This window comes from Streptomyces sp. NPDC052036 (assembly GCF_040680495.1).
Classification (GTDB): domain Bacteria; phylum Actinomycetota; class Actinomycetes; order Streptomycetales; family Streptomycetaceae; genus Streptomyces.
The window spans coordinates 177,537-202,627 of record NZ_JBFAWW010000009.1 but is presented as its reverse complement, the minus strand read 5'-3'; the positions used below and the strand labels follow the sequence as shown (position 1 = coordinate 202,627).

The 25,091-nt window shown below is 70.6% G+C and carries 19 protein-coding genes and 1 pseudogene; 6 read left to right on the top strand and 14 right to left on the bottom strand.

What is annotated here, in order from left to right:
* Nucleotides 1-347 precede the first annotated feature (347 nt).
* On the top strand, nucleotides 348-1,598 hold the full coding sequence (thrS, locus tag AB0L95_RS16100) for a threonine--tRNA ligase (protein WP_365162215.1): 1,251 nt from the start codon (nucleotides 348-350) through the stop codon (nucleotides 1,596-1,598).
* Nucleotides 1,599-1,629: 31 nt separating this feature from the next.
* Here the strand turns inward: thrS and AB0L95_RS16095 are convergent, their stop codons facing one another.
* From AB0L95_RS16095 to AB0L95_RS16085, 3 genes and pseudogenes are all read right to left on the bottom strand, one after another.
* On the bottom strand, nucleotides 1,630-2,463 hold the full coding sequence (locus AB0L95_RS16095; RefSeq protein ID WP_365162213.1) for a DUF4253 domain-containing protein: 834 nt from the start codon (nucleotides 2,461-2,463) through the stop codon (nucleotides 1,630-1,632).
* Nucleotides 2,464-2,498: 35 nt separating this feature from the next.
* Entirely contained in the window at nucleotides 2,499-2,738 is a 240-nt protein-coding gene (locus AB0L95_RS16090; protein ID WP_365162271.1) for a DUF397 domain-containing protein, read from the bottom strand.
* A 36-nt stretch (nucleotides 2,739-2,774) separates the two neighbouring features.
* Nucleotides 2,775-3,378: pseudogene (locus AB0L95_RS16085) on the bottom strand (DUF5753 domain-containing protein); the annotation flags it as partial.
* A gap of 19 nt (nucleotides 3,379-3,397) precedes the next feature.
* Here AB0L95_RS16085 and AB0L95_RS16080 point away from each other — a divergent pair.
* Nucleotides 3,398-3,820, top strand: a complete 423-nt coding sequence (locus AB0L95_RS16080) for an ATP-binding protein (RefSeq protein ID WP_365162211.1) — start codon at nucleotides 3,398-3,400, stop codon at nucleotides 3,818-3,820.
* On the opposite strand, the gene AB0L95_RS16075 is transcribed toward AB0L95_RS16080, so the two are convergent.
* Nucleotides 3,810-4,550, bottom strand: coding sequence for a DUF4232 domain-containing protein (locus tag AB0L95_RS16075; RefSeq protein ID WP_365162209.1), 741 nt, complete (start codon nucleotides 4,548-4,550; stop codon nucleotides 3,810-3,812). The genes AB0L95_RS16080 and AB0L95_RS16075 overlap by 11 nt on opposite strands.
* A 209-nt stretch (nucleotides 4,551-4,759) precedes the next feature.
* On the opposite strand from AB0L95_RS16075, the gene AB0L95_RS16070 reads away from it, so the two are divergent.
* Entirely contained in the window at nucleotides 4,760-6,076 is a 1,317-nt protein-coding gene (locus AB0L95_RS16070) for a helix-turn-helix domain-containing protein (protein ID WP_365162207.1), read from the top strand.
* A gap of 117 nt (nucleotides 6,077-6,193) precedes the next feature.
* On the opposite strand, the gene AB0L95_RS16065 is transcribed toward AB0L95_RS16070, so the two are convergent.
* The 4 genes from AB0L95_RS16065 to argS form a co-directional block, all read right to left on the bottom strand.
* On the bottom strand, nucleotides 6,194-7,240 hold the full coding sequence (locus AB0L95_RS16065; protein WP_365162206.1) for a hypothetical protein: 1,047 nt from the start codon (nucleotides 7,238-7,240) through the stop codon (nucleotides 6,194-6,196).
* Nucleotides 7,237-8,523, bottom strand: a complete 1,287-nt coding sequence (locus tag AB0L95_RS16060; protein WP_365162204.1) for a CHAT domain-containing protein — start codon at nucleotides 8,521-8,523, stop codon at nucleotides 7,237-7,239. The genes AB0L95_RS16065 and AB0L95_RS16060 overlap by 4 nt, the downstream gene beginning before the upstream one ends.
* 5 nt (nucleotides 8,524-8,528) lie before the next feature.
* A complete protein-coding gene (fxsT, locus tag AB0L95_RS16055) occupies nucleotides 8,529-14,000 on the bottom strand; it encodes an FxSxx-COOH system tetratricopeptide repeat protein (RefSeq protein WP_365162202.1) in 5,472 nt (1,823 codons plus the stop codon).
* 147 nt (nucleotides 14,001-14,147) lie between these two features.
* Nucleotides 14,148-15,911 carry an arginine--tRNA ligase gene (gene argS / locus AB0L95_RS16050; RefSeq protein ID WP_365162200.1) on the bottom strand — a complete coding sequence of 588 codons (1,764 nt, stop codon included), beginning with the start codon at nucleotides 15,909-15,911 and terminating at the stop codon, nucleotides 14,148-14,150.
* A gap of 228 nt (nucleotides 15,912-16,139) precedes the next feature.
* On the opposite strand from argS, the gene lysS reads away from it, so the two are divergent.
* The gene (gene lysS, locus AB0L95_RS16045; protein ID WP_365162198.1) at nucleotides 16,140-17,885 is read left to right on the top strand and encodes a lysine--tRNA ligase; all 1,746 of its coding nucleotides are present in this window, start codon (nucleotides 16,140-16,142) and stop codon (nucleotides 17,883-17,885) included.
* A gap of 72 nt (nucleotides 17,886-17,957) precedes the next feature.
* Here lysS and AB0L95_RS16040 read toward each other — a convergent pair whose 3' ends face one another.
* The 3 genes from AB0L95_RS16040 to AB0L95_RS16030 all read right to left on the bottom strand — a co-directional run bounded on the left by AB0L95_RS16040 (nucleotide 17,958) and on the right by AB0L95_RS16030 (nucleotide 21,403).
* Nucleotides 17,958-19,277 (bottom strand): DUF2637 domain-containing protein, encoded by a 1,320-nt coding sequence (locus tag AB0L95_RS16040; RefSeq protein ID WP_365162269.1) that lies wholly within the window; start codon nucleotides 19,275-19,277, stop codon nucleotides 17,958-17,960.
* Between the two features lie 177 nt (nucleotides 19,278-19,454).
* A complete protein-coding gene (locus AB0L95_RS16035) occupies nucleotides 19,455-20,399 on the bottom strand; it encodes a DUF3558 domain-containing protein (protein WP_365162196.1) in 945 nt (314 codons plus the stop codon).
* A 125-nt stretch (nucleotides 20,400-20,524) separates the two neighbouring features.
* Nucleotides 20,525-21,403: a DUF3558 domain-containing protein gene (locus tag AB0L95_RS16030; protein WP_365162194.1), complete on the bottom strand. Its 879-nt coding sequence runs from the start codon at nucleotides 21,401-21,403 to the stop codon at nucleotides 20,525-20,527.
* 193 nt (nucleotides 21,404-21,596) lie between these two features.
* Between AB0L95_RS16030 and AB0L95_RS16025 the strand changes: the two genes are divergently transcribed.
* A complete protein-coding gene (locus AB0L95_RS16025; protein WP_365162192.1) occupies nucleotides 21,597-22,790 on the top strand; it encodes an RtcB family protein in 1,194 nt (397 codons plus the stop codon).
* A 27-nt stretch (nucleotides 22,791-22,817) separates the two neighbouring features.
* Here AB0L95_RS16025 and AB0L95_RS16020 read toward each other — a convergent pair whose 3' ends face one another.
* The 3 genes from AB0L95_RS16020 to AB0L95_RS16010 form a co-directional block, all read right to left on the bottom strand.
* The gene (locus AB0L95_RS16020; protein ID WP_365162190.1) at nucleotides 22,818-22,985 is read right to left on the bottom strand and encodes a hypothetical protein; all 168 of its coding nucleotides are present in this window, start codon (nucleotides 22,983-22,985) and stop codon (nucleotides 22,818-22,820) included.
* Nucleotides 22,982-23,761 (bottom strand): SDR family NAD(P)-dependent oxidoreductase, encoded by a 780-nt coding sequence (locus tag AB0L95_RS16015; RefSeq protein ID WP_365162188.1) that lies wholly within the window; start codon nucleotides 23,759-23,761, stop codon nucleotides 22,982-22,984. The genes AB0L95_RS16020 and AB0L95_RS16015 overlap by 4 nt, the downstream gene beginning before the upstream one ends.
* A gap of 142 nt (nucleotides 23,762-23,903) precedes the next feature.
* Nucleotides 23,904-24,239, bottom strand: a complete 336-nt coding sequence (locus AB0L95_RS16010) for a YnfA family protein (RefSeq protein WP_365162187.1) — start codon at nucleotides 24,237-24,239, stop codon at nucleotides 23,904-23,906.
* Nucleotides 24,240-24,366: 127 nt separating this feature from the next.
* On the opposite strand from AB0L95_RS16010, the gene AB0L95_RS16005 reads away from it, so the two are divergent.
* A complete protein-coding gene (locus AB0L95_RS16005; RefSeq protein WP_365162185.1) occupies nucleotides 24,367-24,822 on the top strand; it encodes a hypothetical protein in 456 nt (151 codons plus the stop codon).
* Nucleotides 24,823-25,091 lie beyond the last annotated feature (269 nt).

Below are 25,091 nucleotides of genomic sequence, written 5' to 3'. Positions count from 1 at the left end.
GGTCTGTCAGATGGGAAGCCCCGGGCGTAAGACAGTGTCGGTGTGTGGTCTCAGCCCCGGATCCCGAACTGGAGAAGAGGTACCACCCGTCACTTGACCTTGTCGAGGAATTCTCGAACCGTCCGGCCGCCTGAGACCGAGGCGGCCCGCCGAGCCCGCTCCCGCCGGAAAAGACCGGGTGGACATCGCCACGGCCTGCTAGCGTCTTCGGCATGAAGCGCGCTGCCATGACGACGACGCCGGAGAGCGTCCCGGCGCGCTGACCTATGTCTTGGTCCGAAGCCCCGGGGCGAGTGCCCCGGGGCTTCGCCGTGCGGTCACTCGCCCGATACCCGCGAGGAGATGCCATGCACGACCATCGCAGCGACCGACACCACGACCACCGCAGACTCGGCCGTGAGCTGGGCCTGTTCGACACCGACCCGCTGATCGGCGCGGGCCTGCCGTACTGGCTGCCCGACGGCGCGACCGTACGGCACACCCTGGAGGAGTACATCCGCGCCGCCGAGCGACGTGCGGGGTACCGGCACGTGTACTCGCCGGTGCTCGGCAAACGGGAGTTGTACGAGATCTCCGGGCACTGGGCGCACTACAGCGACGACATGTTCCCTCCGATGGACCTCGGCGGCGAACAGGTCGTACTGCGGCCGAGCCTGTGTCCGCACCACGCGCTGATCTACCGCTCCCGCTCACACAGCTACCGCGAGCTGCCGCTGCGCATGGCGGAACTCGGAGGCATGTACCGCTCGGAGCTCTCGGGCGTCCTCGGCGGACTGACCAGGGTGCGCGCCATCCAACTGAACGACGCGCACATCTTCTGCGCCCTGGACCAGGTCGCCGAGGAGGCGCAGGCCGCCCTGGACATGATCCGCCGGGCCTACGAAGCGCTCGGTATCACCCAGGCCCGCTTCCGTCTCTCCCTCCCCGGCCCCGGTGGCAAGTACATCGCCGCCCCCGAGAAGTGGCAGCGGTCCACCGCCCTGCTGACCGAGGTCCTGGACAGCTCCGGCCTGCCCTACGAGGCCGCCGAGGGAGAGGCCGCCTTCTACGGCCCCAAGATCGATGTCCAGGTCACCGACGCCGCCGGCCGGGAGTCCACCCTGTCCACCGTCCAGGTCGACTTCCACCAGCCCGAGCAGTTCGACCTGCACTACACCGGCCCGGACGGCGCCAAGCACCGCCCGGTCATGGTCCACCGCAGCATCATCGGCAGCGTGGAGCGGGTCGTCGCCCATCTCATCGAACAGCACGGCGGCGCCTTCCCCGCCTGGCTCGCCCCCGCCCAGGTGGCGATCCTCCCGATCTCCGACGCCGAGCTGCCGAACTCCGCGGCGCTCGCCCGGCGCTGCACCGAACGGGGTCTGCGTGCCGAGATCGCCGGCCCGGAACGCGGCAGTCTCGGCGCCCGCATCCGGGACGCTCGCCTGGTCCCCTACCAGGCGGTCATCGGCGCCAAGGAAGCCGCCGACGACCACGTCGCACTGCGTCTACGGGACGGACGGCGGCTCGATCCGCAGCCGGCCGATGACGTCCTCACCCGCATCAACGCCCTTGTCTCGGCCCACAGCACCGAGCTGTGGGCCGACTCCGATGCGTAGATGCGCAGCTGCCTGGAGGAGAGACGGCGGGTCAGTCCCACCAGAAGGACCACACCCGCTGTCCCAGGACCTCGTGCTCGGCGTACTCCCGCAGGGTCTCGCGGTGCCCCTGCGTGATGTTGTCCGGGCAGAACGCGAAGTGCTCGGCGGCCACCGCCTCGGCCTCGGCCTGGGTGGTGGGCGGCGCCGCGACCGACAGGACCAGCCGGTCGTAGGTGAGCGCGACGACCCTTATGCCGAAGCGGTCCTCCCAGGAGCGGAGCACGGAGCAGAGGACGGCCGTGTCGTTCTCGTAGTTGACCGGGCCGGTCCAGCCGATGGCGGCGGGGAGGTCGGCGGAACGGCGGGCCGGGATCAGGGCGAGGCGCGGCTCCTTGAACCAGGAGCCGTCGTCCAGGAGGCGGTCGGCGACCTCGGCGGCGCGGCTGTCGGGGTCGGCCTCCAGCCGGAGCGCCTCGGCGAGACCGGGCCAGTCCGGGCCGTGGGGCGCGAGCGTATCGGCGAGGTCGTCGTCCTCGTCGGGTGCGTCGGCCATGTACTCGTCCCAGAGCTCGGCCAGCACCTCTTCGGCGTCGTGATCGCCGGGATACGACATGCTGCCGGGCGTCAGAAGCCACTCCTGCGGGCTGCCCCCCTCCCCGCCGACGTCGAGGAGCACCGGAAGGAGCCCCACCCGCGCGCCGGGCGCGCCCAGCCGTGCCCAGTTGCCGGAGGACGCGGGGCGCCCGGCATGCCACAACAGCGGCTCGTGCCACGGCCCCTCGTCCGTCGCGTCGATCAGGCTCCCCGGGGGGAGCTCAAGCCCGAGCGCGCGCCCGCTCGGGTCTGCCGCCAGCCGGGGCAGCGGATTGGGAAGTGTCGCCATGTCAGTGACTGTAGGGCCAGCCACTGACAACGCCCTTACCGGGCCGCGTAGTCGGCGAACGCGGCCCAGGCCTCCGGCGAGACGGTGAAGGTGGGGCCGGCGGGGTTCTTGGAGTCGCGGACGTGGATGGTGTGGGGGCAGGTGGCGACTTCGAGGCACTGGCCGCCCTCGCTGCTGCTGTAGCTGGATGTGGGCCAGGCGTAGGCGCCTTCGAGGCATTCGCCGCCTTCACTGCCGCCGTAGGTCGACTTGAACCACTGAAGTGCGGTGCTCATTGCTCTCCTGGCAGACGGTCCAGCAGGCGCTTCGACGTCTAGCCCGGCGTGGGATGGGCTGGCCAGCGGCTGGAACTGTAGCGCAAGGCAAGGAAGTTCGGCGTACTCACGCAGGTGACGCAGTTGCTTGCGATGCACTTCTGGGCCGCCGATCTCAAGGCGCAACGCCGGCTCCCACACGACGAAGCTCACCGTCGGCGGAACCTTGCGGTGCAACACGTCCCGACGGCCCACGCGAGCTGCGGTCCTGGTCTCGATCTCGTCCTCGTCGTACGCCGGAACGCGTTCACGCAGGACCGCGCGCGCGTAGGCCTCGGTCTGCAGAAGGCCAGGCAGGGCCTGGTTGGCGTACAGCGAGAGAGCGATGGCCTCCCGCTCGTGTTCCATAAAGCTCCGCCCACATCGGAGACTGGTCGATCTCCGGCAGGTTCTCCACCCCGGCCGACAACAGCCCCTTCGTCCCCAGGAGTTCATCCAGTAACGCGGCCAGATCCGGCTTCAGCGGACGCCTGCCCTGCTCGATCGACGCCACCGTCTCCTCGTCGAGCATCAGGCTTTCGCCGAGGGCCCGTTGAGTCAGGCCCGAACGAACCCGTACAAAAAATCTGTACGGTCTCACCCGGTGATCCACGCCAGTCACTCTCCGCAACGCTCGTCTCGTGAACGAAACGATTCAACTCCCGCCGCTGCGCGAGAGGTTCTTCCGGCGCGAACGCCGAGCCGTCCCCGCCGCCCGGCGGTTCGCCCGGGAGGCGCTGGCCGTCTGGGCCCTGGCGGGAGCCCAGCGCAGCGACGACGCGCTGCTGTGCGTGAGCGAGCTGGCGACCAACGCGCTGGTGCACGGGGTGCCGCCGGGCCGCCGGTTCCGGGTGTTCCTGCGGTACGACGGCGCCATGCTGGGCCTGGAGGTGCACGACAGCGGCGGCGGGGAGCCGCGCATCCCGGAGCAGGCGGACGAGGACGGGCGCGGGCTGCTGCTGGTGGCCGCGCTCGCCGACAAGTGGGGTGTCGACGAGCGGGACTCCGGCAAGGTCGCGTGGTGCGAGTTCGCCACCGCACCACCCGGAGGCGTCACCAGTTGAGGGCGTCGGTCGCGCTGGACTGCCAGTACGTCGCGGTCAGCTTGCTGTCGTAGTACACGCCCTTGGCGGGCAGCGTCACGCTGGCCGTGGGGCCGCCGTCGCTGCGCGGGGTGCGTCCCTGGAAGATGATGCTCAGCCGGTGGCCCGTGGTTCCGTTCTCTCCGCTGCCGTCGGCGGCGGAGAGGCGTACGCCCGCGTAGCCGGACTGGCCGGGGGCGAGCGTGACCACGGCCTGCGGCCGGCTCTCCTCGAAGGCACCCGGCGCCCACTGCATCTCGTCGAACCGCAGATAGGGGAAGTACGTCAGGTCGCACGGCCGGGAGCCGGTGTTCTTGACGGTGAGCAGCATGTGGTCGACGGGGCGGGACACCTGCTGGGCGGTGACCCGGGTGTTGGCGCCGTTGCAGAGGACGGGGGGCGTGGACGTCGTCCCATGGCCCGAACCGGAACCGGAGGCGCGGCCCGTGGACGTGCCGGTGCCCTTGCCGGACGTCGTGCCGGCGTGGGACCCCGTGTTCGTGCCCTGCGCGGCCGACGAGCCCGAGCCGGATTCGGCGCCGGAGCCGGAGGCGCTGTGCGAGGCCTGGGCGCTCGGTGCGGTGGGCGTCGACGCCCGGCCCTCGTCCTGCGTGCCCGTGCCGCTCTGGCAGGCCGTGAGGGCCAGGGCCGCGAGGGCGACGGTGGTGGTGAGCAGCCCGGTACGGGAGCGGGCGGTGCGGAAGGTGCGCATGAAGGGAAACCTCTTCGCGGATCCGGTCGGTGCGAGCCGCCTGGCCGGTCGGCGGGGGCGGCGTGCTTGGATGGCCAGGAGCCTGCGGGATGATCCGTCCCAGCCGCCACGACCGGCGCACCATCAGGGACGCTGGGACGCCCGCGCTGCTCTGAGCTGGGGAAACGTGCTGTTCCTGGGACACGGGCAGGGACACGGGGAGTGGAGGAATGGTGTCGGGGGCGGATGGGGCAGACGCGTTCGGGCAACTGCTGAGGGAACTGAAGGAGCGGTCCGGGCTGAGCTACGGGACGCTGGCCAAGCGGCTCCACTTGAGTACGTCGACGCTGCACCGGTACTGCACCGGGGACGTCGTACCGACGGACTACGCGCCCGTGGAGCGGCTGGCCCGGCTCTGCAAGGCGTCACCCGAGGAACTGGTCGATCTGCATCGCCGATGGGTGCTGGCCGACGCGGTGCGGGAGAGGAAGGGCAAGGCGCCCGCGGTACGGCCCGGCGACACGGCGGAACCGGAGCCCGGTGGCACGACGGAACCGGAGTCCGGTGGCACCCGGGAGCCGGAGCCCGTGCCGGAGACCGCTCCTTCGGGGGCGAGCACTCCCGCACCCGGCGGCAGCCGTCGGCGCATCCGCTCCGCGGTGCTCGTCCCCGCCGGCGCACTGGCGGTGCTGGGCGCCGCCGTGCTTGCGTGGACCCCCTCCTTCGGTCTCGGAGGGGACCAGAACCCCGCCGGAGCGCCGCCCGCCGTGCGGCGCACCGTGGACGGGGGCGGCACGGCAGGCCCCGCGCGGCCCTCGCCGTCGCGGTCCGGCCACGACGCGGGCAAGAAGGCCGACGGGAAGCGGAACCCGGGACCGGGCGCCGGAACCGGGGCCCCGAGCACCGGTGCGGCCTCCTCCTCCGCGAGCCCCGCCGCCCCGGTCCCCGCCGTACCGCTGACGGTCAACACCCGCCCGTACGCCTTTGAGGACCCGTGCAGCCAGCACTATCTGATCGACCGGGCGCCGCAGCAGGTACCGCCGCCGCCCGCCGAACAGGACGCGCCGGGCTGGGTGTCGGCGCTCGGCGCGGTGTCCTCCGGTGGGCAGTACGTCGTGCTCACGGTGCAGGGCACCGGCGCGTCGACCGTGGTCCTGGAGGACCTGAGGGTCCGGGTCGTCTCGTTGGACACGCCCCTGGCCTGGAACGACTACTCCATGGGCGTGGGCTGCGGCGGTGGTGTGGAGACCAACGGGTTCGACGTCGACCTCGACGCGGGCCGCCCGTCGGCGGCGCCCGCTCAGCGACAGCGCGACTTCCCGTTCAAGGTGAGCGAGTCCGATCCGGAGGTCTTCCAGATCCGGGCCCGCACCGCCGCGCACGATGTGCGCTGGTACCTGGAGCTGGAGTGGTCCAGCGGCGCGCGGCACGGCACCGTCCGGATCGACGACCACGGCAGGCCGTTCCGGACGAGCGGGAGCACCGGACGGCCGGGCTATGACTTCCCGAACGGCGGCGCGGAGTGGATCCCCCGGCCGCCCGCCTGACGTGCCAGAGCCCCGCACCCGGGAACCGGCCCGGGGTGCGGGGCTCTTCGCCGAGGCGGCGCCGCGTCAGAGCCGCTCAGGCGTCCTGATGCCCAGCAGGCCCGGACGACAGCCCAGTCACCTGGAGCGCTCCGCGAGCGTCAGCAGGAGATGAGAGGACTCCGGCCGCAGGAAGTCCGAGTGGGCCCCGGCCGGGGAGAGGCGGGTCCGGCGCCCGCCGCGGTACAGCCGGCTTGCATCGACATTGACGACGCGGTGGTCCAGTTCCCGCTGCGGATAGACGGCTTGCGTGTCCAGCAACCGGGTCGGGAACGGGGGCACGGCGGCGGTACCGGCCCCGGTGTGCCCGATGCCGGGGGTTCCCTCGGCTCGCAGATGCCAGAAACCCGTCGCCCGGTCCCATCGCGAGTGCGTCAGGACGAGCGGGCCGCGAAGCGGGGCGCCGAGCCGGTCCGGGGTCGGAAACAGCGTGGGGAAGAGGCGGTCGAAGGCGTCACGGGGCGCGGCCATCTGGAAGATCAGCGCGCTGTCCACGGTGAACGGCTGCCGGGGGTCGCGTGGCGTACTCCAGCCCAGTACCGGAGGGCCGGGCGGACGTTCGGACGCCCGTTGCATCGCTTCGCACAGAAACCGTCCGCCGAAGGAGTGCCCCACGAGGTGCAGATACTGTCCGGACCGGTTGGCGAGCACGGCCGGAGCGGCGGGGCTGGCTCGGTTGGAGTCCAGATAGCCCAGCAGATGCGCGAGAACGTAGGAGGCCTGACCGGTGCCCGGGGCGCTCATCGCGTGGGCTCTGTCACGGATCCGGCGGTAGCCGGATAGCGAGGGAAGGCTGGAGGAGGGCCAGCGCACGATCACGCACCAGGGGCGGAATCCGTCCCGTAGCCCCGGGTAGAGGTGCGGGCGCGTGTCGCGCAGGCGGAGAGCCTGCCCGAGGAGGGTGGCGGCTGTCCTGGTGGCCGTCCGCGGGGCTGTCTGCCAGCCGTGAACGTATACGTAGATGTCGCTCGCCCACTCGGGGACGCGGAGGTGTCGTGCCAGGTGTTCGGCGACGCGGTCGACGGGCACGGGTGTGCGGGTGCCGGTCACGGTCAGCCGTCCCTGCTCGTCCAGGTCGATCTCGGCCGGCGGGGGGAGGGCCACGGGCAGGCTTGTTGCGGTCACGAGGCGAGATCCAGTCTGCTGTTCATCCCGCAGTGCAGTGAGTAGGTGAGCGCGAGCGGGTTGTGGAAGTCCGCGGCGAACCGGCGTACGAGTATCTGGCCTATCTCACCTGCGGTGTGCTGTCCGCTCAGATACAGATCCAAGAAGGCGTACGCGTACTCGGCGGCGAAGACCTCAGGGATCTCGATCTGGGGGCCGAGCACGCCGTCGGCACCTAGCTCGATCAGCGCGTTCCCCAGATGCTCCAGCTCACCGGAGGCCGCGGCCTGACCGCTGTGACAGGCATTGAGCAGGACGAAGGGTTTGAAGCGGGAACCCGTCGAGTCCTCGAACGCCCTCCGCTTGCGCCGCACACTCGGAGCGTCGATGTGCCTGCTGTCGGAGAGTTTGATGGCCAGATGAGGGTGGGGCGAGCCGTTGTCGACGAAATGCCCGTGGCACCAGAAGTACATCAGGTCCTCGCTCAGGATCGGCCCGGACAGTGCGTGCAACAGGTCGCGAGCCTCCGTGCGCACCGTCAGCCGGGATCGCTCTTCGAGGAGTTTCCTGACCTCGGGCGCCCTGCCCACCTGATCGAGGAGGGTGTCCGTGTTGAGACTGGTGGCCGCCTGGGCACGCGGGCCGAGGAGCCCTTGGGGCCAGGCATACGAGGCGCCCGTCTGCTCGACCTGGTGCCGATACCCCAGGAAGGCCTCCCAGGGGCTTGCGCAGTCCTCCGGGTTCACCGCCAGCATGGGCCAGGGCAGGTAGAGGTCAGGGGAGTCGAAGCTGATGCGGAGCGACTCCCCGCCCGTCAGCGTTTCCAGGAAGTAGGCGCGGAAGGACCGAATATTGCGGTCGGTTCCCTCAAGGAGCACATTGAGCAGATCGAAGCCTTCGTCCGCCAGCTCTGCCGTCAACTCATCTGTGAGGGAAGAGAGATCGGAGAGGTCGGCGAACTCCGAGAGGGGGTAGCTGCCCACCTTGTACCCGTTGTCCGTGGAGGTGTTCTGGTGGTTCACCAGAGTGTCCCTCCAGACGCTCCGGAGTCTGGCCCCGTGCCGTACCAGCGTCTGGTACGGCACGGACAGCCTGGCCCGGTGCTGCCGCGTACTTGGTGACGGAGCACCGGGAGACCACGCCACGATCTCCACCCTGTCGACTCCGTTGCGCAGCAGCAGCACCTTGAGGTCCCTGGGACCATCCGTCGGTCTCCCGGCGTCGGCCCCGTTGCGCTGGGGCGGCAGCACCGCGTAGCCGGACGAATGGTCGTGGAGTATCTCGAAGGCGAGGTCTTGCGGCATACGGCTCAGCCTCTCCCCGGAGCGTCCGGAACAGGGAGAACGGGAACGACGGCTTCCAATTCTTGCATCGCCAGCCCGGATGCATGGTCGTACGCCGTGAACCGGAGTCGGTGGGCAGTGGGTTCAGTAGCGGTGAAGACGAATCGGGCGGGATCGGCACCCGGCACGTACTCCGTCGCGGCAGGGTCGAAGGTCACCGTTTCGGAGCCGGCGACCACAAGCAGCCGGGACGGTTGGGGTGCCACCTCGTTGTCGAGCCGCTCAAGCCGCATCTCGATCACCGCGGGCTGACCGACGACCGGTTCGGTGAGCAGGGTCAGGCGGGGCGTCCACGCCGGTTGCACCTTGTTGAGCCGGAGACGGAGCGCTACAACCTTGGGGTGGTCCGGCCCCAGCACTCGCTCCCACCGGGCGAGCAACTCCGCGTGTTCCCGGCCGGACTGGAGCTGCCCCGCCTCCGCACGGGCGAACGCCAGATCGGCGAGGCTCTCCAGAGTGTCGGGATGATCCGCCCCGAAGAGCCGCTCGCGGCCCGCGTGGACTGCCTGCAGCAGCTCGACCGCGGCGACCGGGTCATCGGTGTCGGAGAGGATGCGCGAGAGAATGCAGGCAAGGGTCGGGAATGCGTCCTTGCCGCGTGCGGCGCAGACTTCGAGGACGACGCCGAGGTCTACGGCCTCGTCTTCGTCCTCGACCGCGGCCGCCCGGCGGTGCGCCTGCGCCACGCCGTCCACCGTGTTCGGGAAGCGGACATGAGGCAGCAGTTGTGCGTATCCGCGCAGGATGTCGTCGAGCACGGCACGGGCCTGCTGGGCCTCGCCCGCCTGCATCAGCACATGGGCCAGGACCGGCAGCAGCCGCAGGGTGAGGCGATGTGCGGGGCCGAAGGTCTGCACCGCGTCGGCGACCAACTGCCGGAACGCTCCCACGCCTTCGTGTCCGGGAGCGACTTCGCTTGTCAGCCACGCGAGGTGGCCGTGGACGGCGAAGGTGGTGTGGTGTTGGTCGCCGAGCACCTGCCTGCACTGTTCCAGCAGCTCCCTGAGGATGCCGATCGCCTGCCAGGGGTCGCCCCACTCCCAGGTGGCGAACGCCAGACTGATGCGGTAGTCCACCGTGCGGGGGTGCTCCGGCCCGAGCGACAGGGAACTGTCCGCAACCAGTGATGCGAGCTCGCGTACGCTGCGCGCGTACTCGCCCGCTCGGCGGAGAGCGCTGATGCGGTAGTGACGTGCGTCGAGCACGTCCTGATGCTCCGGGCCCTGCACATGGACGCGGTCCGGCACCAGCTCCTCATGAAGCGTGACTGACACGGCGATGTGCCCGGCCTGCTCGTGAGCCGCGATGAGCCTGTCCCGGGCGTTGAGCGTCAGGCGGTGGTCCGGGCCGAAGACGCGGGTGCAGTCGGCGATGAGTTTCCCGGCGACCTCAATGGCCTGTGAGGCGGTCGGCTGACTCAGAGACGCGAAGGCGATGTCGTCGAGGACGTCGAGGGTGTCGGGGTGGTCGGGGCCCAGGATGCGGATGTGGTCCTCGGCCACGGCTCCCAGTTCGCGCAACGCGCCCCGTCGGTCGTCCGCTTTGCCACGCAGGCGGGCCAGAACCTTGCGGCTGTTCAGGACCTCGGGATGATCCGCGCCTTGGATCCGGATGCGGTCCGCCACGACCTCGATGCCGAGGGCAACGGCCCGATCCCGTTCCAGACCCCTGTCGTACGCGTTGACCAGATTGCTCTTGGAGTCGAGTACGGCGACATGGCCAGGCCCTTGGACGCGCTCACGGTCGGCAAGGAGAGCTTTGCATTCCGCGATCTCTCGCCGGCCCCGGCCGGCCAGGCCGTTTGCATACGCCAGCCACTCCCGTGCGCGAAAAGTGTCGGCGTGATCGGGTCCCCGCACTCGAGCGCAGTCGGCGACGAGCTGCTCGGCAAGAATGATGGCGCGACCGTGATCGTGTGCGCAGCAGCACGCCGAGATCATGTACGTCTGCAGGTTGAGGACATCGGGGTGATCGGTCCCGTGCAGCCGTGTGGCGTCCACGAGCACTGCGTCCAGCAGTTCGATCGCCACCCGGTGACGGCCTGCGGACTTGTGGGCCAGGGCGAGGTCGCGCCGGGCCGTGAGCGTGCGTGGATGGCCGGTGCCGTATGCCGCCGACCACTCGGCAACCGCCTCCTCGCGCAGGGAGACGGCCTTGGGGTGGTCTTCCGCCGCAGAGAACGCTTCGGCGAGGTTCCCCAGGACGACGAGTGTGTCCGGGTGGCTCGCACCCGACAGCCGCCGACGGTCCGAGAGCACGGCGGTGAACTCGGCGATGGCCGTCCGATGGTCCGCCGCTTCGAGCCGGGCCAGCGCCAGGCCGTTACGGGCGGCCAGCGCGGCCGGAGCATCCGGACCCTGTACTCGGATCCGGTCCGCGATCAACTGCTCGTAGACCCTGATCGCCTGGTCGTACGTCCCCGCCGACCGGAGGACCCATGCCTGCAGACTGCGGGTGTCCAACGTCGCGGGGTTGTCGGCCCCTTGGATCCTGACGCGGTCGGCGATCAGGGCGTCGAGTGCATCGCCGGCACGCCCGGACTCGCCCGCCGCACGACAGGTCAGGGCGAGCCGCTCCCGGACGTCCAGGGTGTCGGAGTGCTCTGCCCCGTGAACCCGTGCGTACTCCTCGACGAGCCGGGTGTACAGGCTGATCGCCCGGGAAGAGTCCTGCGCGGCCTCCAGAACGATGGCCAGTCCGAGCCGGGCGCCGAGGGCCCTTGGATGGTCCGGCCCCAGCGATCGCTCCACGTCCGAGAGAAGGCTCTCCATCCCCGACACCGCACCGGCGTGATCGCCGGCCCAGGAACGGGTGTAGGCGAGGGCGTCGCGCGTGCTGAGCACGCGGGGGTGTTCCTGGCCGAGCAGCCCTGTCTGGTCGCGGAGCAGGTCCTCGTACAGTGAGACCGCACGCGTGTACTGGGCCGCGGCCCGGCAGGCGAAGGCAAGCTCGCCCCGGGCGGTGAGGGTCGCGGGATGGCTTTCACCCTGGACACGGCGCCGGTCGGTGAGAAGTGCTTCCCGCTCGGCGATCGCTCGATCGTGGTCCCGCGCCATCTGGCGGGTGTAGGCGAGCGCACCGCGGGCGCGCAGGGTATCCACATGATCCGGCCCTCGGACCCTGGCGTAGTCGCTGATCACGTCCGTGTACGCGGCGATCGCCCGACGGTAGTCCTGCCGGTCCCGGTGCATTTCCGCGATGTCATCGCGGTAGTCGAGGGTGTCGGGGTGGTCCGGTCCCTGGACCCGGGCGCTGTCCGCCGCCAGCGACTCGAATTCGGCCAGCGCGGCGTCGGGCCCTTCCGCCTCGGCAAGCGTGTAGGCCAGGCTCTTGCGGCAGCGCAGCGTGTCCGGATGGTCCTCGCCCTGCACACGTGCCCGATCCGCACGCACAGCCCGGTACAGCACGAGTGCTTCGCGGATTCGGCCCGCGGCTCGATGGGCGGATGCCAGCCACTCGCGGCTCGTCAGGGTGTCGGGGTGGTCACTGCCCCGGAACCGCTCACGGTCCGCGACCGCTTGCGCGTAGAGCCGGACGGCTGTCCTGTGGTCTCCGGCCCAGCGATAGGCGTACGCGAGGCTGGTCCGGCTGGCGAGCGTGTCGGGGTCGTCGGCCCCGAGGACGCGTTCCCGGTCGGCGACAACGGCCTCGAACTCCCGTACGGCGGCCTGGTGCTGACCTGCCGTCTGCCGTGCGTAGGCCAGGCCGTCGCGGCTGGTGAGCGTGGAGCGGTGGTCGGGTCCGAGGACGCGTTCCCGGTCGGCGACTACTGCCTCGAATTCCCGCACGGCAGATATGACGTCGCCCGCCTTGCGATACGCGTACGCCAGTCGATGACGGCTGGCCAGGGTGGCCTCGGCGTCGGCGCCCGAGATCTGCTGCCGGTCGAGGAAGATGTCCTGGCACAGGCGGACGGCTTTCGACGGATCACCGGCCCGCGCGTGCAGCTCGGCGAGACGGTCCCGGTCGGCAAGCGTCTCGGAGTGGTCCACACCCAGCAGACGGCTGTGTCCGTCGACCGCCATCTCCATCAACGGGATCGCGAGGACGCGCTGGTCGCGCGCGATGAGTTCGTCCGCACCTCTGCGGTACATCTCCGGGACGTCGGCATCCGGCGCGTCGGGTGGTCCGGTCTCGGCGAGTGCCTGGATGTGGACGAGCAACCTGCCCAGCCGATGCCGGCTCTCCCCCGCGCCGGCGAGCGCGTCACTCGACAGCGCCTTGGCGAGTGCCCGCTCGGCGCGGGCCCGGTCTTCCGCCGCGATGCGGGACCGGGCGGACCGCAGTGCTTGCTGGAGAAGCCGGTGGAGGGTGATGCCGTCCGCATCGAGAGTGATCAAGTGATAGTCCGCCAGCACGTCCAGGGCGTCCCGGACGTCACGGCTGCCGCCGCCCTGGGGCAGGACGACGTCCTGAGGCAACGCTTCCGGGGCGTACCAGGCGAGCTGATGAATCAGTTCGACGGCGAACGGACTGCGGCTCCGGATGGCCTCGACGCTCGTCCGCAGGATCCGGGCGATGCTGCGGGCGGAGTCGGAAGCATCGCCTGCCTCGCTCAGGAGAGCATCGGGAGCTTCGGCAAGCCTGGCCCTGTACACGGAGAACCCTGTCCGGGTCTCTCGTAAGTAGGCCCCCGCCTGGACCAGAGCCAGCGGCAGACGCCCCAGATCTGCTGCGAGTGCTGCGGCCTGACGCCGTTCCGCCGAGCTGGGGCGTCGCCCGGACAACGCCATGTCGCACAGCAGCTCGACTGCCGACCGGGAGTCGAGCACGTCGAGGCTGACCAGCCGCGCACTGGCGTGCCAACCGGTGCTGCGCCGGCTGGTCACCATCTGATGGCCGCGGTCGAGCAGCCGCCCCAGATAGGGGTTGAGGTGCTGAGGGTCCTCGACGTTGTCGTAGACGAGCAGCCAGCCGGGGTACCGGTGCAGCCACGCCAGGGCCCACTCGGTCCGCTCCCTGGCGGGAGCGTCCAGGGCCCAGTCCGGGCAGAGGCGGACGGCGAGATCGGCGAGGCCCGAAGCGATCTGCTCCTCGCTCTCGGCGCTGACCCACCAGACGAGGGTGTAGTCGGTCAGATGCGTGTGGGCGTAGTGCAGGGCGAGGGAGGTCTTCCCGATGCCGCCCAGGCCGTGCACCGTGGTGGCCTGGGTGATGACACCCCCGCCGCCGGCCTCCAGCGAAGTCCTGAGTGCGTCCATGGCGGCCGCCCGGCCGACGAAATTCCCCTTCGAACGGAGGGGAAGGTTGTGCAGTCCCGAGGGCGGGGTGACGCGGGCCAGGGCCGTCTCCGCGACGGGCGGGAGAACCGTCGCGTGTTCTTCGAGATGCGGGTTGCCGTCGGTACGAGAGATGTCTGCCTGGCGTCCGGCGACCGCATCGTGGTCCTGAGGGCCGAAGGACTGGGTGAGGTCGCGGACTTCTGTGATGGTGATCATGAACTCATCGCGCTGATCACCCTCATCGCGCCCCCCGATGCAGCCTCAGTGTCTCTCCGTCCGCGATGTGCGCACGGGCGGAGAGACAACCGTACTGATTTCAACGGGAGTTGTCATCGGTGAGACCGCGCGAGCAGCGAATCCCGGTCAGAGCCGCTCGGGCGTCCTGATGCCCAGCAGGGCCATGCCCTCGTGGAGGGTGCGGGCCGTGACGTCGCACAGGAAGAGGCGGTTCTCGACCTGCTCGGGCGTCTCGGCCTTCAGGACCGGGCACTTGTCGTAGAACGACGTGTAGAGCGCCGCCAACTGGTACAGGTACGCGGCCAGCTTGTGCGGGGCGTACTCCGCCGCCGCCTCCGCGACCGACTCCGCGAACTGGTCCGCGTGCAGGCCCAGGGCGCGCTCGGCGTCGGTCAGTTCCAGCTCCGGGTGCGCGGCCGGGCGTACCTCGCCGGCCTTGCGCAGGATCGACTGGATACGGGCGTACGCGTACTGGAGGTACACGGACGTGTCGCCGTTCAGCGACACCATCTGGTCCAGGTCGAACTTGTAGTCACGGTTCGCCGACGTCGACAGGTCCGCGTACTTCACCGCGCCGATGCCCACCTGGGCGCCGCGCTCGGCGATCTCCTCCTCGGACAGGTCCTGCGCCTTCTCCCGTACGACGGCGGAGGCGCGGTCGATCGCCTCGTCGAGGAGGTCGACCAGCCGGACCGTCTCGCCCTCACGGGTCTTGAACGGCTTGCCGTCCTTGCCGAGGACCGTGCCGAAGGCGAGCTGGTACGCCTTCACGTCTTCGTTCAGCCAGCCGGCCCGCCGCGCGGTCTCGAAGACCATCTTGAAGTGCAGCGACTGGCGGGCGTCCACGACGTAGATGATCGAGTTCGCCTTGAGGTTGAAGACACGGTCGCGGATCGCGGAGAGGTCCGTGGCCGCGTAGCCGAAGCCGCCGTCCGACTTCTGCACGATCAGCGGGACCGGATTGCCGTCCGGGCCCTTGATGTCGTCGAAGAAGACGCACAGGGCACCCTCGGAGCGGACCGCGACGCCGGACTCCTCCAGCAGCCGGCAGGTCTCCTGGAGCATGTCGTTGTAGCCCGACTCGCCGACGATGTCGGGGTCCTGGATCTCCATGTCCAGCTTCTCGAAGACGGAGAAGAAGTAGATCTTCGACTCGTCCACGAACTTCTGCCACATGGCGAGGGTGCGTGGGTCGCCGGCCTGGAGGTCGACCACCCGGCGCCGGGCGCGCGTCTTGAACTCCTCGTCGGAGTCGAAGAGTTTGCGCGCGGCCTTGTAGAGGCGGTCGAGGTTCGACATCGCCTCCTCGCCCGTGACCTCGGCGGCCCCGTGGTCCAGCTCGTGCGGGTGCTCGTCCAGGTACTGGATGAGCATGCCGAACTGGGTGCCCCAGTCGCCGATGTGGTGGCGGCGGACCACCGTCTCGCCGGTGAACTCCAGCAGCTTGACCACGGAGTCGCCGATCACCGCGGAGCGCAGATGGCCGACGTGCATCTCCTTCGCCACGTTCGGCTGGGCGTAGTCGATGACCGTGGTGCCCGGCTTCTCCGCGTACGGCACGCCGAGGCGGCCGTCGGGGTCGGCGGCGCGGGCGGCGAGGTTCTCGGTGATCGCCTTGTCGGTGACCGTGATGTTGAGGAAGCCGGGTCCGGAGACCTCGACGTCCTTGATCAGGTCACCGGTGACGACGTGGGAGACGACCTGGGTCGCCAGCTCCCGCGGGTTCGCCTTCGCCTTCTTCGCGAGTGCCAGGATCCCGTTGGCCTGGTAGTCCGCCCGGTCGCTTCGTCGCAGCAGCGGGTCCGCGGCGGCGGCCTCCGGCAGGGTGGCCGAGAGGGCGTTCGCGAGGTGCTGGTGGACGGAAGCGGTGAGGGACGTGACCGAGGCCATGAGGTGGGTGCCGTTCTCCTCGTGCGGGCGGATGGATGTGGCCAGTATCCCATGGGGGTAAAGCGGTTTTTCCGGGTACGGCCGCGCGTGCGCGGCGTGGCGTGTGCGGTGACGCGCGGGTAAGAGCTTGAAAAGCGGTTTTCGTGGATGCGGTTTCGGCAGGGACAATGGACCGGACAGCCGTGTGACCGTACGGCTGGTCCTGAGGAACCCCCAGAAAAAGAGGACGTGCCGATCGTGGCTCAGAGCACCGAGACCACCGACTGGGTCTCCCGTTTTGCGGATGAGGTCATCGAGGAGTCGGAGCGCCGGGCCCCGGGCAAACCGGTTGTCGTCGCGTCCGGGCTCTCCCCCTCCGGCCCCATCCACCTGGGCAATCTGCGCGAGGTCATGACGCCCCACCTCGTCGCTGACGAGATCCGGCGGCGCGGGTACACGGTGCGCCACGTGCTGTCCTGGGACGACTACGACCGGTACCGCAAGGTCCCCTTCGGCGTGCCGGGCGTCGACGATTCCTGGGCCGAGCACATCGGCAAGCCGCTGACCTCCGTGCCCGCCCCGAAGGGCTCCGCGTACCCGAACTGGGCGGAGCACTTCAAGGCCGTGATGACCGAGTCGCTGGCGGAGCTGGGCGTCGAGTACGACGGCATCAGCCAGACGGAGCAGTACACCTCCGGCGTCTACCGCGAGCAGGTCCTGTTCGCGATGAAGCACCGCGGGGAGATCGACGCGATCCTCGCCCAGTACCGGACCAAGCCGAAGGTCGCCGGGAAGAAGCAGCAGCAGAAGCCCGTCGACGAGGCCGAGCTGGAGGCCGAGGAGGGCTCCGGCGCCGCCGCCGAGGACGACGGCAGCTCCGGCTCCGCGGGGTACTACCCGTACAAGCCCTACTGCGGTCAGTGCGGCAAGGACTTCACCCTCGTCACCGCGTACGACGACGACACCACCGAGCTGACGTACTCGTGCTCGGCCTGCGCGTTCTCCGAGACGGTGCGGCTGAGCGAGTTCAACCGCGGCAAGCTGGTCTGGAAGGTCGACTGGCCGATGCGCTGGGCCTACGAGGGCGTGGTCTTCGAGCCCTCCGGCGTCGACCACTCCTCCCCGGGCTCCAGCTTCCAGGTCGGCGGGCAGATCGTCGGGATCTTCGGCGGCAAGCAGCCCATCGGCCCGATGTACGCCTTCGTGGGCATCAGCGGCATGGCCAAGATGTCCAGCAGCAAGGGCGGGGTCCCGACCCCGGCCGACGCGCTCCAGATCATGGAGCCGCAGCTGCTGCGCTGGCTCTACGCCCGCCGCAGGCCCAACCAGTCCTTCAAGATCGCCTTCGACCAGGAGATCCAGCGGCTCTACGACGAGTGGGACAAGCTGGCGGGCAAGGTGGCCGACGGGTCCGCCCTGCCGGGCGACGTGGCCGCGTACACCCGGGCCGTCGGCACCGCCGCCGCCGAGCTGCCGCGCACCCCGCGTCCGCTGCCCTACCGCACCCTCGCGTCCGTCGCCGACATCACCGCCGGCCACCAGGACCAGGCGGTGCGGATCCTGTCCGACCTCGACCCGGCCAACCCGCTGGCCTCGCTCGACGAGGTCCGGCCGCGGTACGACCGGGCCGAGGCCTGGATCAACACCCAGGTCCCGGCGGACCAGCGCACCATCGTGCGCGACGAGCCGGACGCCGAGCTGTTGAAGTCCCTCGACGAGCAGGCGCAGCAGTCGCTGCGGCTGCTGCTCGACGGCCTGGAGGAGCACTGGTCGCTGGACGGACTCACCCACCTGGTCTACGGCGTGCCCAAGGTCCAGGCCGGGTTCTCCCCGGACGCGACCCCCAAGGAGCTGCCCGCGGAGATCAAGACCGCCCAGCGGTCGTTCTTCGCGCTCCTCTACCACCTGCTCGTCGGCCGTGACACCGGCCCGCGTCTGCCCACGCTGCTGCTCGCGGTGGGGCAGGACCGGGTGCGGAGGCTGCTCGGCGAGTAGCGAGCGAACCCCACGCGAAGGGGGGCGCCCGGTGATCACCGGGCGCCCCCCTTCCGTATGCGGCCGGGCCGCCTACGCGATGTGGTCCTCCTCCAGCTGCGCCGTGTGGCGGTTGGTGAAGCGGTTGACCATGCGCTTGGCCTCCTCCGCGGGGAGGGTGATGCGGAACTCGGCCTCGACGTTGTCGCTGAACTCGCGCGGGGTCGGGTAGCTGCCGTTGATCGCCTGCTTGAAGACCTGGTAGTACGACTCCTCGTCCGGCTCCGGGCTGCCGCCGCCCTCGCCCAGCTCACGCGTGCGGTTGCCGGTGACGGGGATGGGGAAGCTGCCGGTGTCCTCGGGAGAGGGGCCCTGGAACTGCTCCGGGACCGGCGCCTGGTACTGCTGCGGCTGGTCCGGGTTCGGGTTCTGGTAATGCTGCGGCTGCTGCTCCTCGTACCACCGCCAGTGCTCTTCCTCGGGCTCGTAGGAAGGCTCCGGCTCGAACGCGGGGTCGTAGCCGCCGTGGTACTCCCCCTGCGCCGGGCTGGTGAACCAAGGGCTCTGCTCGGGGTCCGGCTGCGCGGGGTCCAACTGGGGGCGCTGCCCGCCGGCGGGCGCCTGCCCGGGGGCCTGGGCGGCGGGCTGGGCGACACCGGGGCCGCCCACCTGGGCCGCACCCGCGGCACGCGCGCCCGGGGCCGCGCCCGCCGTCACCTCCAGCGGCGCCGCCGGGGGTATCAGCGCCGGTTCTATGCCGGCCGCCGCGAGGCCCGCCCCGGCCGTCTCGGCCAGCGGTACGCCGTAGCGGGCGAGCCGCAGCGGCATCAGCGACTCCACCGGGGCCTTGCGGCGCCAGGCGCGGCCGAAGCGGGAGCGCAGGCGGGCCTGATAGACGAGACGTTCCTGCTCCAGCTTGATGACCTGGTCGTAGGAGCGCAGCTCCCACAGCTTCATCCGGCGCCACAGCAGGAACGTGGGCAAGGGCGAGAGCAGCCAGCGGGTCAGCCGGACGCCCTCCATGTGCTTGTCCGCCGTGATGTCCGCGATCCGGCCGATCGCGTGGCGCGCCGCCTCGACGGCGACCACGAAGAGGACCGGGATCACCGCGTGCATGCCCACGCCCAGCGGGTCCGGCCAGGCCGCCGCGCCGTTGAACGCGATCGTCGCCGCCGTCAGCAGCCACGCCGTCTGGCGCAGCAGCGGGAAGGGGATGCGGATCCAGGTCAGCAACAGGTCCAGGGCCAGCAGGACACAGATACCCGCGTCGATACCGACCGGGAAGACATAACTGAAGTTCCCGAAGCCCTTCTTGAGGGCCAGCGCACGGACGGCCGCGTACGAGCCCGCGAAGCCGATCCCGGCGATGATGACGGCACCGCTGACGACCACGCCGATCAGAACCCGGTGCATCCGTGTCAGCTGCAGTGGCCCGGCCACTGTATTCCCCTCCCGTTGCGTGTTGTTGCGCGCAACAGGGTGGCACACGCGTACGGCGTACGGGTGGCCGGTATGGCAGGAGCCCGGTCCGCACGGGACCGGGCTCCGGCAACGTCCCTGCTGGCGCGGGCAGTTGTGGCGCCGGCCGGGTCAGCTCTTCTTCGAGGCCGACGCGGACGGGGCGGCGCTCTTCGACGGGCTCGCGGACGCGCCCTTCGACGGGGAGGCGCTCTTCGACGGCGAGGCGGTCTTCGAGCCGCCCTGCCCCGCGGCCGAGCCCGCCCTCGCGCCGTCGTGGTTCGCCGCCGCCACCGAGGACACGGTCTCCTTGACGGCCTTCTCCGCCGCCTTCGCCAGGTCGTCGGCGTCCGGCGTCTTGTCACCGGCGAGTCCGGCGCCGTTGTAGTCGAGGGTGACGACGACGTTCTCCACCCGCACCACGATCGTCTCCTGCTTGAAGTCGCCTTCCTTCTTCTTCAGGTCGTAGCGCACGGCCGTCGCCTGGTCGCCCGCCCCGGCGACCGGCGCCGACTTGATGTTCTTCGCGCCGTCCACGGACTGCGCGTCCTGCACCTGACGGCCGTAGTAGTCCTCGGCGAGCTTGTTGCCCGAGCCGCGTGCGGCGTCCGACGCGAAGCGCAGCAGGGAGACGTTCAGCCAGCGGAACTGGGAGCCCTTGACGCCATTGTTCTGCAGGCTGCTCCACGAGCAGCTCGAACGCGTCCCCGCGTCATCCGATGTGCCCTGCTTGCCGGACTTGGCCCCCTTGGGTACGAGATCGCCCAGGGTCTTGCCGGACAGTGCGAGGCACGCCTTCGGCAGGGTGGTGTACGCCGCCGGCTGCACCGCGTTCGTGGACGCGCTCTGCGAGGGCTGGGCGTCCGCGGTGTGCTGCTCCTGTGCCTGCGGCTTGGTGTCGCCGCCGGAGCCGGAACCGGAGTCCGAGGAGCAGCCGGCCGCGACGAGCACCGCCGGAACGGCTGCCGCGCAGACGAGGAGGCGGCGCAGGCGTGCGCCCGGCCGGCCCGGCCGGAGGCCGCCCTGAACGCGCTGAACACCCTGATCGTGCTGGTCTCGCTGTGCAGGTCGGTGCATGGTTCCTTCACTCATGACGCTCGTGGATCGTGCGGTCGGATCGGGTCCGAGGGGCCACGGTACGCGGTGGGGACGCATGCGGTACGAGGTTCGGTTCCCCTGTCGGGGCGGCCGACGGGGGTGCCTCAGCCGAGGGAACCGGCCAGCTGCCGGGCCAGTTTCCTGGCCTTGTCCTGCATGTCCTCGCTGCTCGGGGCGCTTCCGGCGGCGGCCGGCTGCTCGTCGTACTGGATGGTCACGATCACGTTGGACGTGCGGAACACCACAGTCACCGTGCGCTGCTGGGAGGTGCTCAGCTGGTCGTCGAGGAACGCCTCGTCGCCCAGATCGTCGAGTGTGCGGGGCTGGAGGTCGGGCTCCGCGTCGTCGGCGGACGGGCTCCCGGAGGGGGACGGGGAGCCGGAGGCGGACGCGGAGGGGGGCCCGCCGGCGTGCGGGCTGCTGCCGCCGCTCGGCGAGGCGGAGCCGGAACCGGAAGCGGAGCCCGAGGCCGAGGCCGAGCCGGAACCGGAGCCCGAGGCCGAACCGGAGGCGGAACCGGAACCGGAGCTGGCCTCCGGGAGGTCTGCGGCCTGCTGCTTGGAGCCGTAGACCTCGTGGGCGCGGTCGTCGTCGCTGACCGTGTTGTCGTACGACACCACCCGCTCGAAGTCGACGAACAGATGGTCCGTGGCAGCCGTCGACTCCGCCTTCCAGCGGCAGCCGGAGCGGCGGTCGTTGTTGTACGTCAGCGCGGCCTCGCCCTGGTAGGCGTTGTCGCGCTGCTCCTGGTCCGTTATCTGCCGGATGCCCGGCAGCAGCGAGTCGAGGGTGCTGTGGCCCACCGCGCCGCAGGCGTCCGAGAGGGAGCGGTACTTGCCGGGCTGCGCGGCGGTGGCGCTCGCGGTGGAGCCGCCCGCCTTGGAGTCCTCCGCCGCGCCACCGCTGCCGGTGCCCGAGGTGCAGGCGGCCAGCAGGGCCGCGAGGAGCACGGCGGCGCCCGGTACGTACGCCTTCCGCTGCACGGTGAGGCTCCTCTCGACGGTTCGGCGGGCGCGCGGGCCCGCTGGTTAATCGGTTGCCGCCCCAGGCGGCCCCCTGGAGACAATGTGTATCGCACGCACTGCCGTGGACGCCGGTCCGTTGTCCTATACGTCGACCTTGGCACCGGTTTTGCGATCAGAGACTTATGTTCCTGTTCGGGGGAAAGAGGCTGATATGTCGTATGTAGAAGTGCCGGGTGCCAAGGTCCCGATCCGTATGTGGACGGATCCGGCGACGGTCGAGGACGCCGCGATGCGGCAGCTGCAGAACGTGGCGACGCTGCCGTGGATCGAGGGCCTCGCGGTGATGCCGGACGTCCACTTCGGCAAGGGCGCGACGGTCGGCTCGGTGATCGCGATGCGGGACGCGGTCTGTCCGGCGGCGGTGGGCGTGGACATCGGCTGCGGCATGTCGGCGGTGAAGACGTCCCTGACGGCGAACGACCTCCCCGGGGACCTCTCCCGGCTGCGCTCGAAGGTCGAGCAGGCGATCCCGGTGGGACGCGGGATGCACGACGACCCCGTCGACCCGGGCCGGTTCCACGGCCTGGCCACCGCGGGGTGGGGCGGCTTCTGGGGCCGGTTCGACGGGGTGGCGGAGGCGGTCAGGTTCCGCGAGGAGCGTGCCACCAAGCAGATGGGAACGCTCGGATCGGGAAACCACTTCATCGAAGTGTGCACGGACGACGAGGGCTCGATCTGGCTGATGCTCCACTCCGGCTCCCGGAACATCGGCAAGGAGCTGGCCGAACACCACATCGGCGTGGCCCAGAAACTCCCGCACAACCAGGGCCTGATCGACCGCGACCTGGCGGTCTTCGTCGCGGACACTCCGCAGATGGGCGCCTACCGCAATGACCTGTACTGGGCGCAGGAGTACGCGAAGTACAACCGGACGCTGATGATGGCGCTCCTGAAGGACGTCGTCAGCAGGGAGTTCAAGAAGGCCAGGCCGACCTTCGAGCCCGAGATCTCGTGTCACCACAACTACGTGAGCGAGGAGCGGTACGAGGACATGGACCTGCTCGTCACGCGCAAGGGCGCGATCAGTGCCAGGGCGGGGGAGTACGGCATCATCCCGGGTTCCATGGGCACCGGTTCGTACATCGTGAAGGGCCTCGGCAACGAGCAGTCCTTCAACTCGGCGTCGCACGGTGCGGGCCGCCGTATGAGCCGTAGCGCCGCGAAGCGTCGCTTCACGGCAAAGGACCTGGAGGAACAGACACGTGGTGTGGAGTGCCGCAAGGACTCCGGCGTTGTGGACGAGATCCCGGGCGCGTACAAGCCCATCGAGCAGGTCATCGAGCAGCAGAGCGACCTCGTGCAGGTCGTGGCGAGGCTGAAGCAGATCGTCTGTGTGAAGGGCTGACACGGTGGGCCCGGCCGAAGGCCGGGCTCACTTGGCGTGGCGTACCGCGTAGATCATGACGAACGCCACGATGTGGATGCCGAAGAGGAAGTACCCCAGGTAGTACCAGACGTAGCGCTCGCGCTTCTTCTCCAAAGCGAGGCGTTCGCGTTCCGCCGTGCGGTCCTGGTCGGGGGCCGGGTCCGGGGTGGTCATGACAGCTCTCGGTGGACCTTGGTGTTGGAGGCCTGGGCCCGGGGGCGGACCACCAGGAGGTCGATGTTGACATGGCTGGGGCGGGTGATCGCCCAGGTGATCGTGTCCGCCACGTCGTCGGCCGTCAGCGGCTCGGCGACGCCCTCGTAGACCTTCGCCGCCTTCGCCGTGTCGCCGCCGAAGCGGGTCAGCGCGAACTCGTCCGTCTTCACCATGCCGGGGGCGATCTCGATCACCCGCACCGGCGTGCCGACGATCTCCAGACGGAGGGTCTCGGCGAGGACGTGCTCGGCGTGCTTGGCGGCGACATAGCCCGCGCCGCCCTCGTAGATGCCGTGGCCGGCGGTGGAGGAGAGGACCACCACGGTGCCGTCGCCGCTCGCGGTCAGCGCGGGGAGCAGGGCCTGGGTGATGTTGAGGGTGCCCAGTACGTTCGTCTCGTACATCCGGCGCCAGTCCTCGGGGTCCCCGGTCGCGACCGGGTCGGCGCCGAGCGCGCCGCCCGCGTTGTTCACCAGGACGCCGATCGTCCGGAAGGCCGTCGCGAACTCGTCGACCGCCGCCCGGTCCGTGACGTCCAGCGGGTAGGCCGTCGCCGAGTGGCCCGCCGCGGTCAGTTCCTCCGCGAGCGCCTCGATCCGGTCCTTGCGGCGGGCGGTGAGGACGACGCGGTAGCCGGCGGCCGCGAGCTGCCGGGCCGTCGCGGCGCCGATGCCGCTGCTCGCGCCCGTGACGACGGCGATGCGGGAGGCGGCGGAGGGTGCTGCGGCGGTCATGGCGAGGCTCCTCGGACGGCGGGCTCGTACGTGTGCGGCGCCGCGCACGGTGGTGCGGACGTCGTGCGCCCAGGATAGGTCCGGGGGCGGACGACCCGCCGAAGTGTCCGGCGGACGGCCGGTGTCCCCGGGGTGCCCCCGTTCAGTGTCCTCGGGGCGCCCACATGATGACGGCCATGCCGGCGAGGCAGATCAGCGCGCCGGTGACGTCCCAGCGGTCCGGGCGGTAGCCGTCCGCGAGCATGCCCCAGGCGAGGGAACCGCCCACGAAGACGCCGCCGTACGCGGCGAGGATGCGACCGAAGTGCGCGTCCGGCTGGAAGGTCGCGACGAAGCCGTAGACCCCGAGCGCCATGACGCCCGCGCCGACCCACAGCCAGCCGCGGTGTTCGCGCACGCCCTGCCAGACGAGCCAGGCGCCGCCGATCTCGAACAGGGCGGCGACGACGAACAGGGCGGCGGAGCGGAGGATCAGCATGCGGTCACTTTCGCACGGGGCTTCGGCACGCCGGACGGCCCTCAGGTCACCTGCCCGGCGGTGCCTGTCACGTCCGGCACGTGGGATACATGCGGTGATGTCAGGCCTGATATGGAGGAAAGTGACAATGAGGAAGTGGATTGCCGGCGCACTGGGCGCGGCCGTGGTGGTGGGCGCGGCCCTGCCCGCCGCGGCGCTGGGTGCCGAGACCGGCCTCACCTATCACGGGTACGTGACCATGGGCCGCGGTGAGGTCAACGTACGGCTCAGGCCGTGGAACAAGGGGACGTCCCGCGTGGAGGACGCCACCGTGCGGCTGCGCTGGTCCAAGGCGCTCGCGGACGAGCAGCTGTTGCCGGGAGGCTGTGCGCGGTACGACGCGAGCACGGTGCTGTGCCGCACGGGGGCGATTCTTCCGATGGCCGAGGGCAAGGAGATCCATCTGCGGGTGCACCTCGCCGACACGTCGACGGACGAGGTGCGCATGGAGATCGACTCCCTGTGGGGCGGCGGTGCGGCGGACCGCAACCCGGGCAGTCAGCGGGTGCTGGCTCTGGGCACCGGGGACCGCTACAGCTTCTGAGGCGCGGCCGGTCCGGGGGCGGCGGGCCGGCGCTGTCAGGGGGCGTCGCGTCGGGCGGAGGGGTGCACGCGGCGGCGCTGAACTCGGTGGATGCGGGGTGCGCGCCGGTATGCCCGGCCGCGCGCTCCGGCTCGCCGCGCGTCAGGGGGTGTCCCTGAGCGTGCCGGCCAGGGGGCCGGCGGCCAGGGGGCCGGCGGCCAGGGTTCGGCGTGCGTGAAGGGGGAGGGGGCAGGGGTCGGCGCGTGAAGGGGGATGGGCCGGGGCTCGGC

Bases quoted from the DNA above. Each gene is read 5' to 3' on its own strand.
- thrS (WP_365162215.1), top strand. From the start codon at position 348: ATGCACGACCATCGCAGCGACCGACACCACGACCACCGCAGACTCGGC.
- AB0L95_RS16095 (WP_365162213.1), bottom strand. From the start codon at position 2,463: ATGGCGACACTTCCCAATCCGCTGCCCCGGCTGGCGGCAGACCCGAGC.
- AB0L95_RS16090 (WP_365162271.1), bottom strand. From the start codon at position 2,738: ATGAGCACCGCACTTCAGTGGTTCAAGTCGACCTACGGCGGCAGTGAA.
- AB0L95_RS16075 (WP_365162209.1), bottom strand. From the start codon at position 4,550: ATGCGCACCTTCCGCACCGCCCGCTCCCGTACCGGGCTGCTCACCACC.
- AB0L95_RS16070 (WP_365162207.1), top strand. From the start codon at position 4,760: ATGGTGTCGGGGGCGGATGGGGCAGACGCGTTCGGGCAACTGCTGAGG.
- AB0L95_RS16060 (WP_365162204.1), bottom strand. From the start codon at position 8,523: ATGCCGCAAGACCTCGCCTTCGAGATACTCCACGACCATTCGTCCGGC.
- fxsT (WP_365162202.1), bottom strand. From the start codon at position 14,000: ATGATCACCATCACAGAAGTCCGCGACCTCACCCAGTCCTTCGGCCCT.
- argS (WP_365162200.1), bottom strand. From the start codon at position 15,911: ATGGCCTCGGTCACGTCCCTCACCGCTTCCGTCCACCAGCACCTCGCG.
- AB0L95_RS16040 (WP_365162269.1), bottom strand. From the start codon at position 19,277: ATGCACCGGGTTCTGATCGGCGTGGTCGTCAGCGGTGCCGTCATCATC.
- AB0L95_RS16035 (WP_365162196.1), bottom strand. From the start codon at position 20,399: ATGCACCGACCTGCACAGCGAGACCAGCACGATCAGGGTGTTCAGCGC.
- AB0L95_RS16025 (WP_365162192.1), top strand. From the start codon at position 21,597: ATGTCGTATGTAGAAGTGCCGGGTGCCAAGGTCCCGATCCGTATGTGG.
- AB0L95_RS16020 (WP_365162190.1), bottom strand. From the start codon at position 22,985: ATGACCACCCCGGACCCGGCCCCCGACCAGGACCGCACGGCGGAACGC.
- AB0L95_RS16015 (WP_365162188.1), bottom strand. From the start codon at position 23,761: ATGACCGCCGCAGCACCCTCCGCCGCCTCCCGCATCGCCGTCGTCACG.
- AB0L95_RS16010 (WP_365162187.1), bottom strand. From the start codon at position 24,239: ATGCTGATCCTCCGCTCCGCCGCCCTGTTCGTCGTCGCCGCCCTGTTC.
- AB0L95_RS16005 (WP_365162185.1), top strand. From the start codon at position 24,367: ATGAGGAAGTGGATTGCCGGCGCACTGGGCGCGGCCGTGGTGGTGGGC.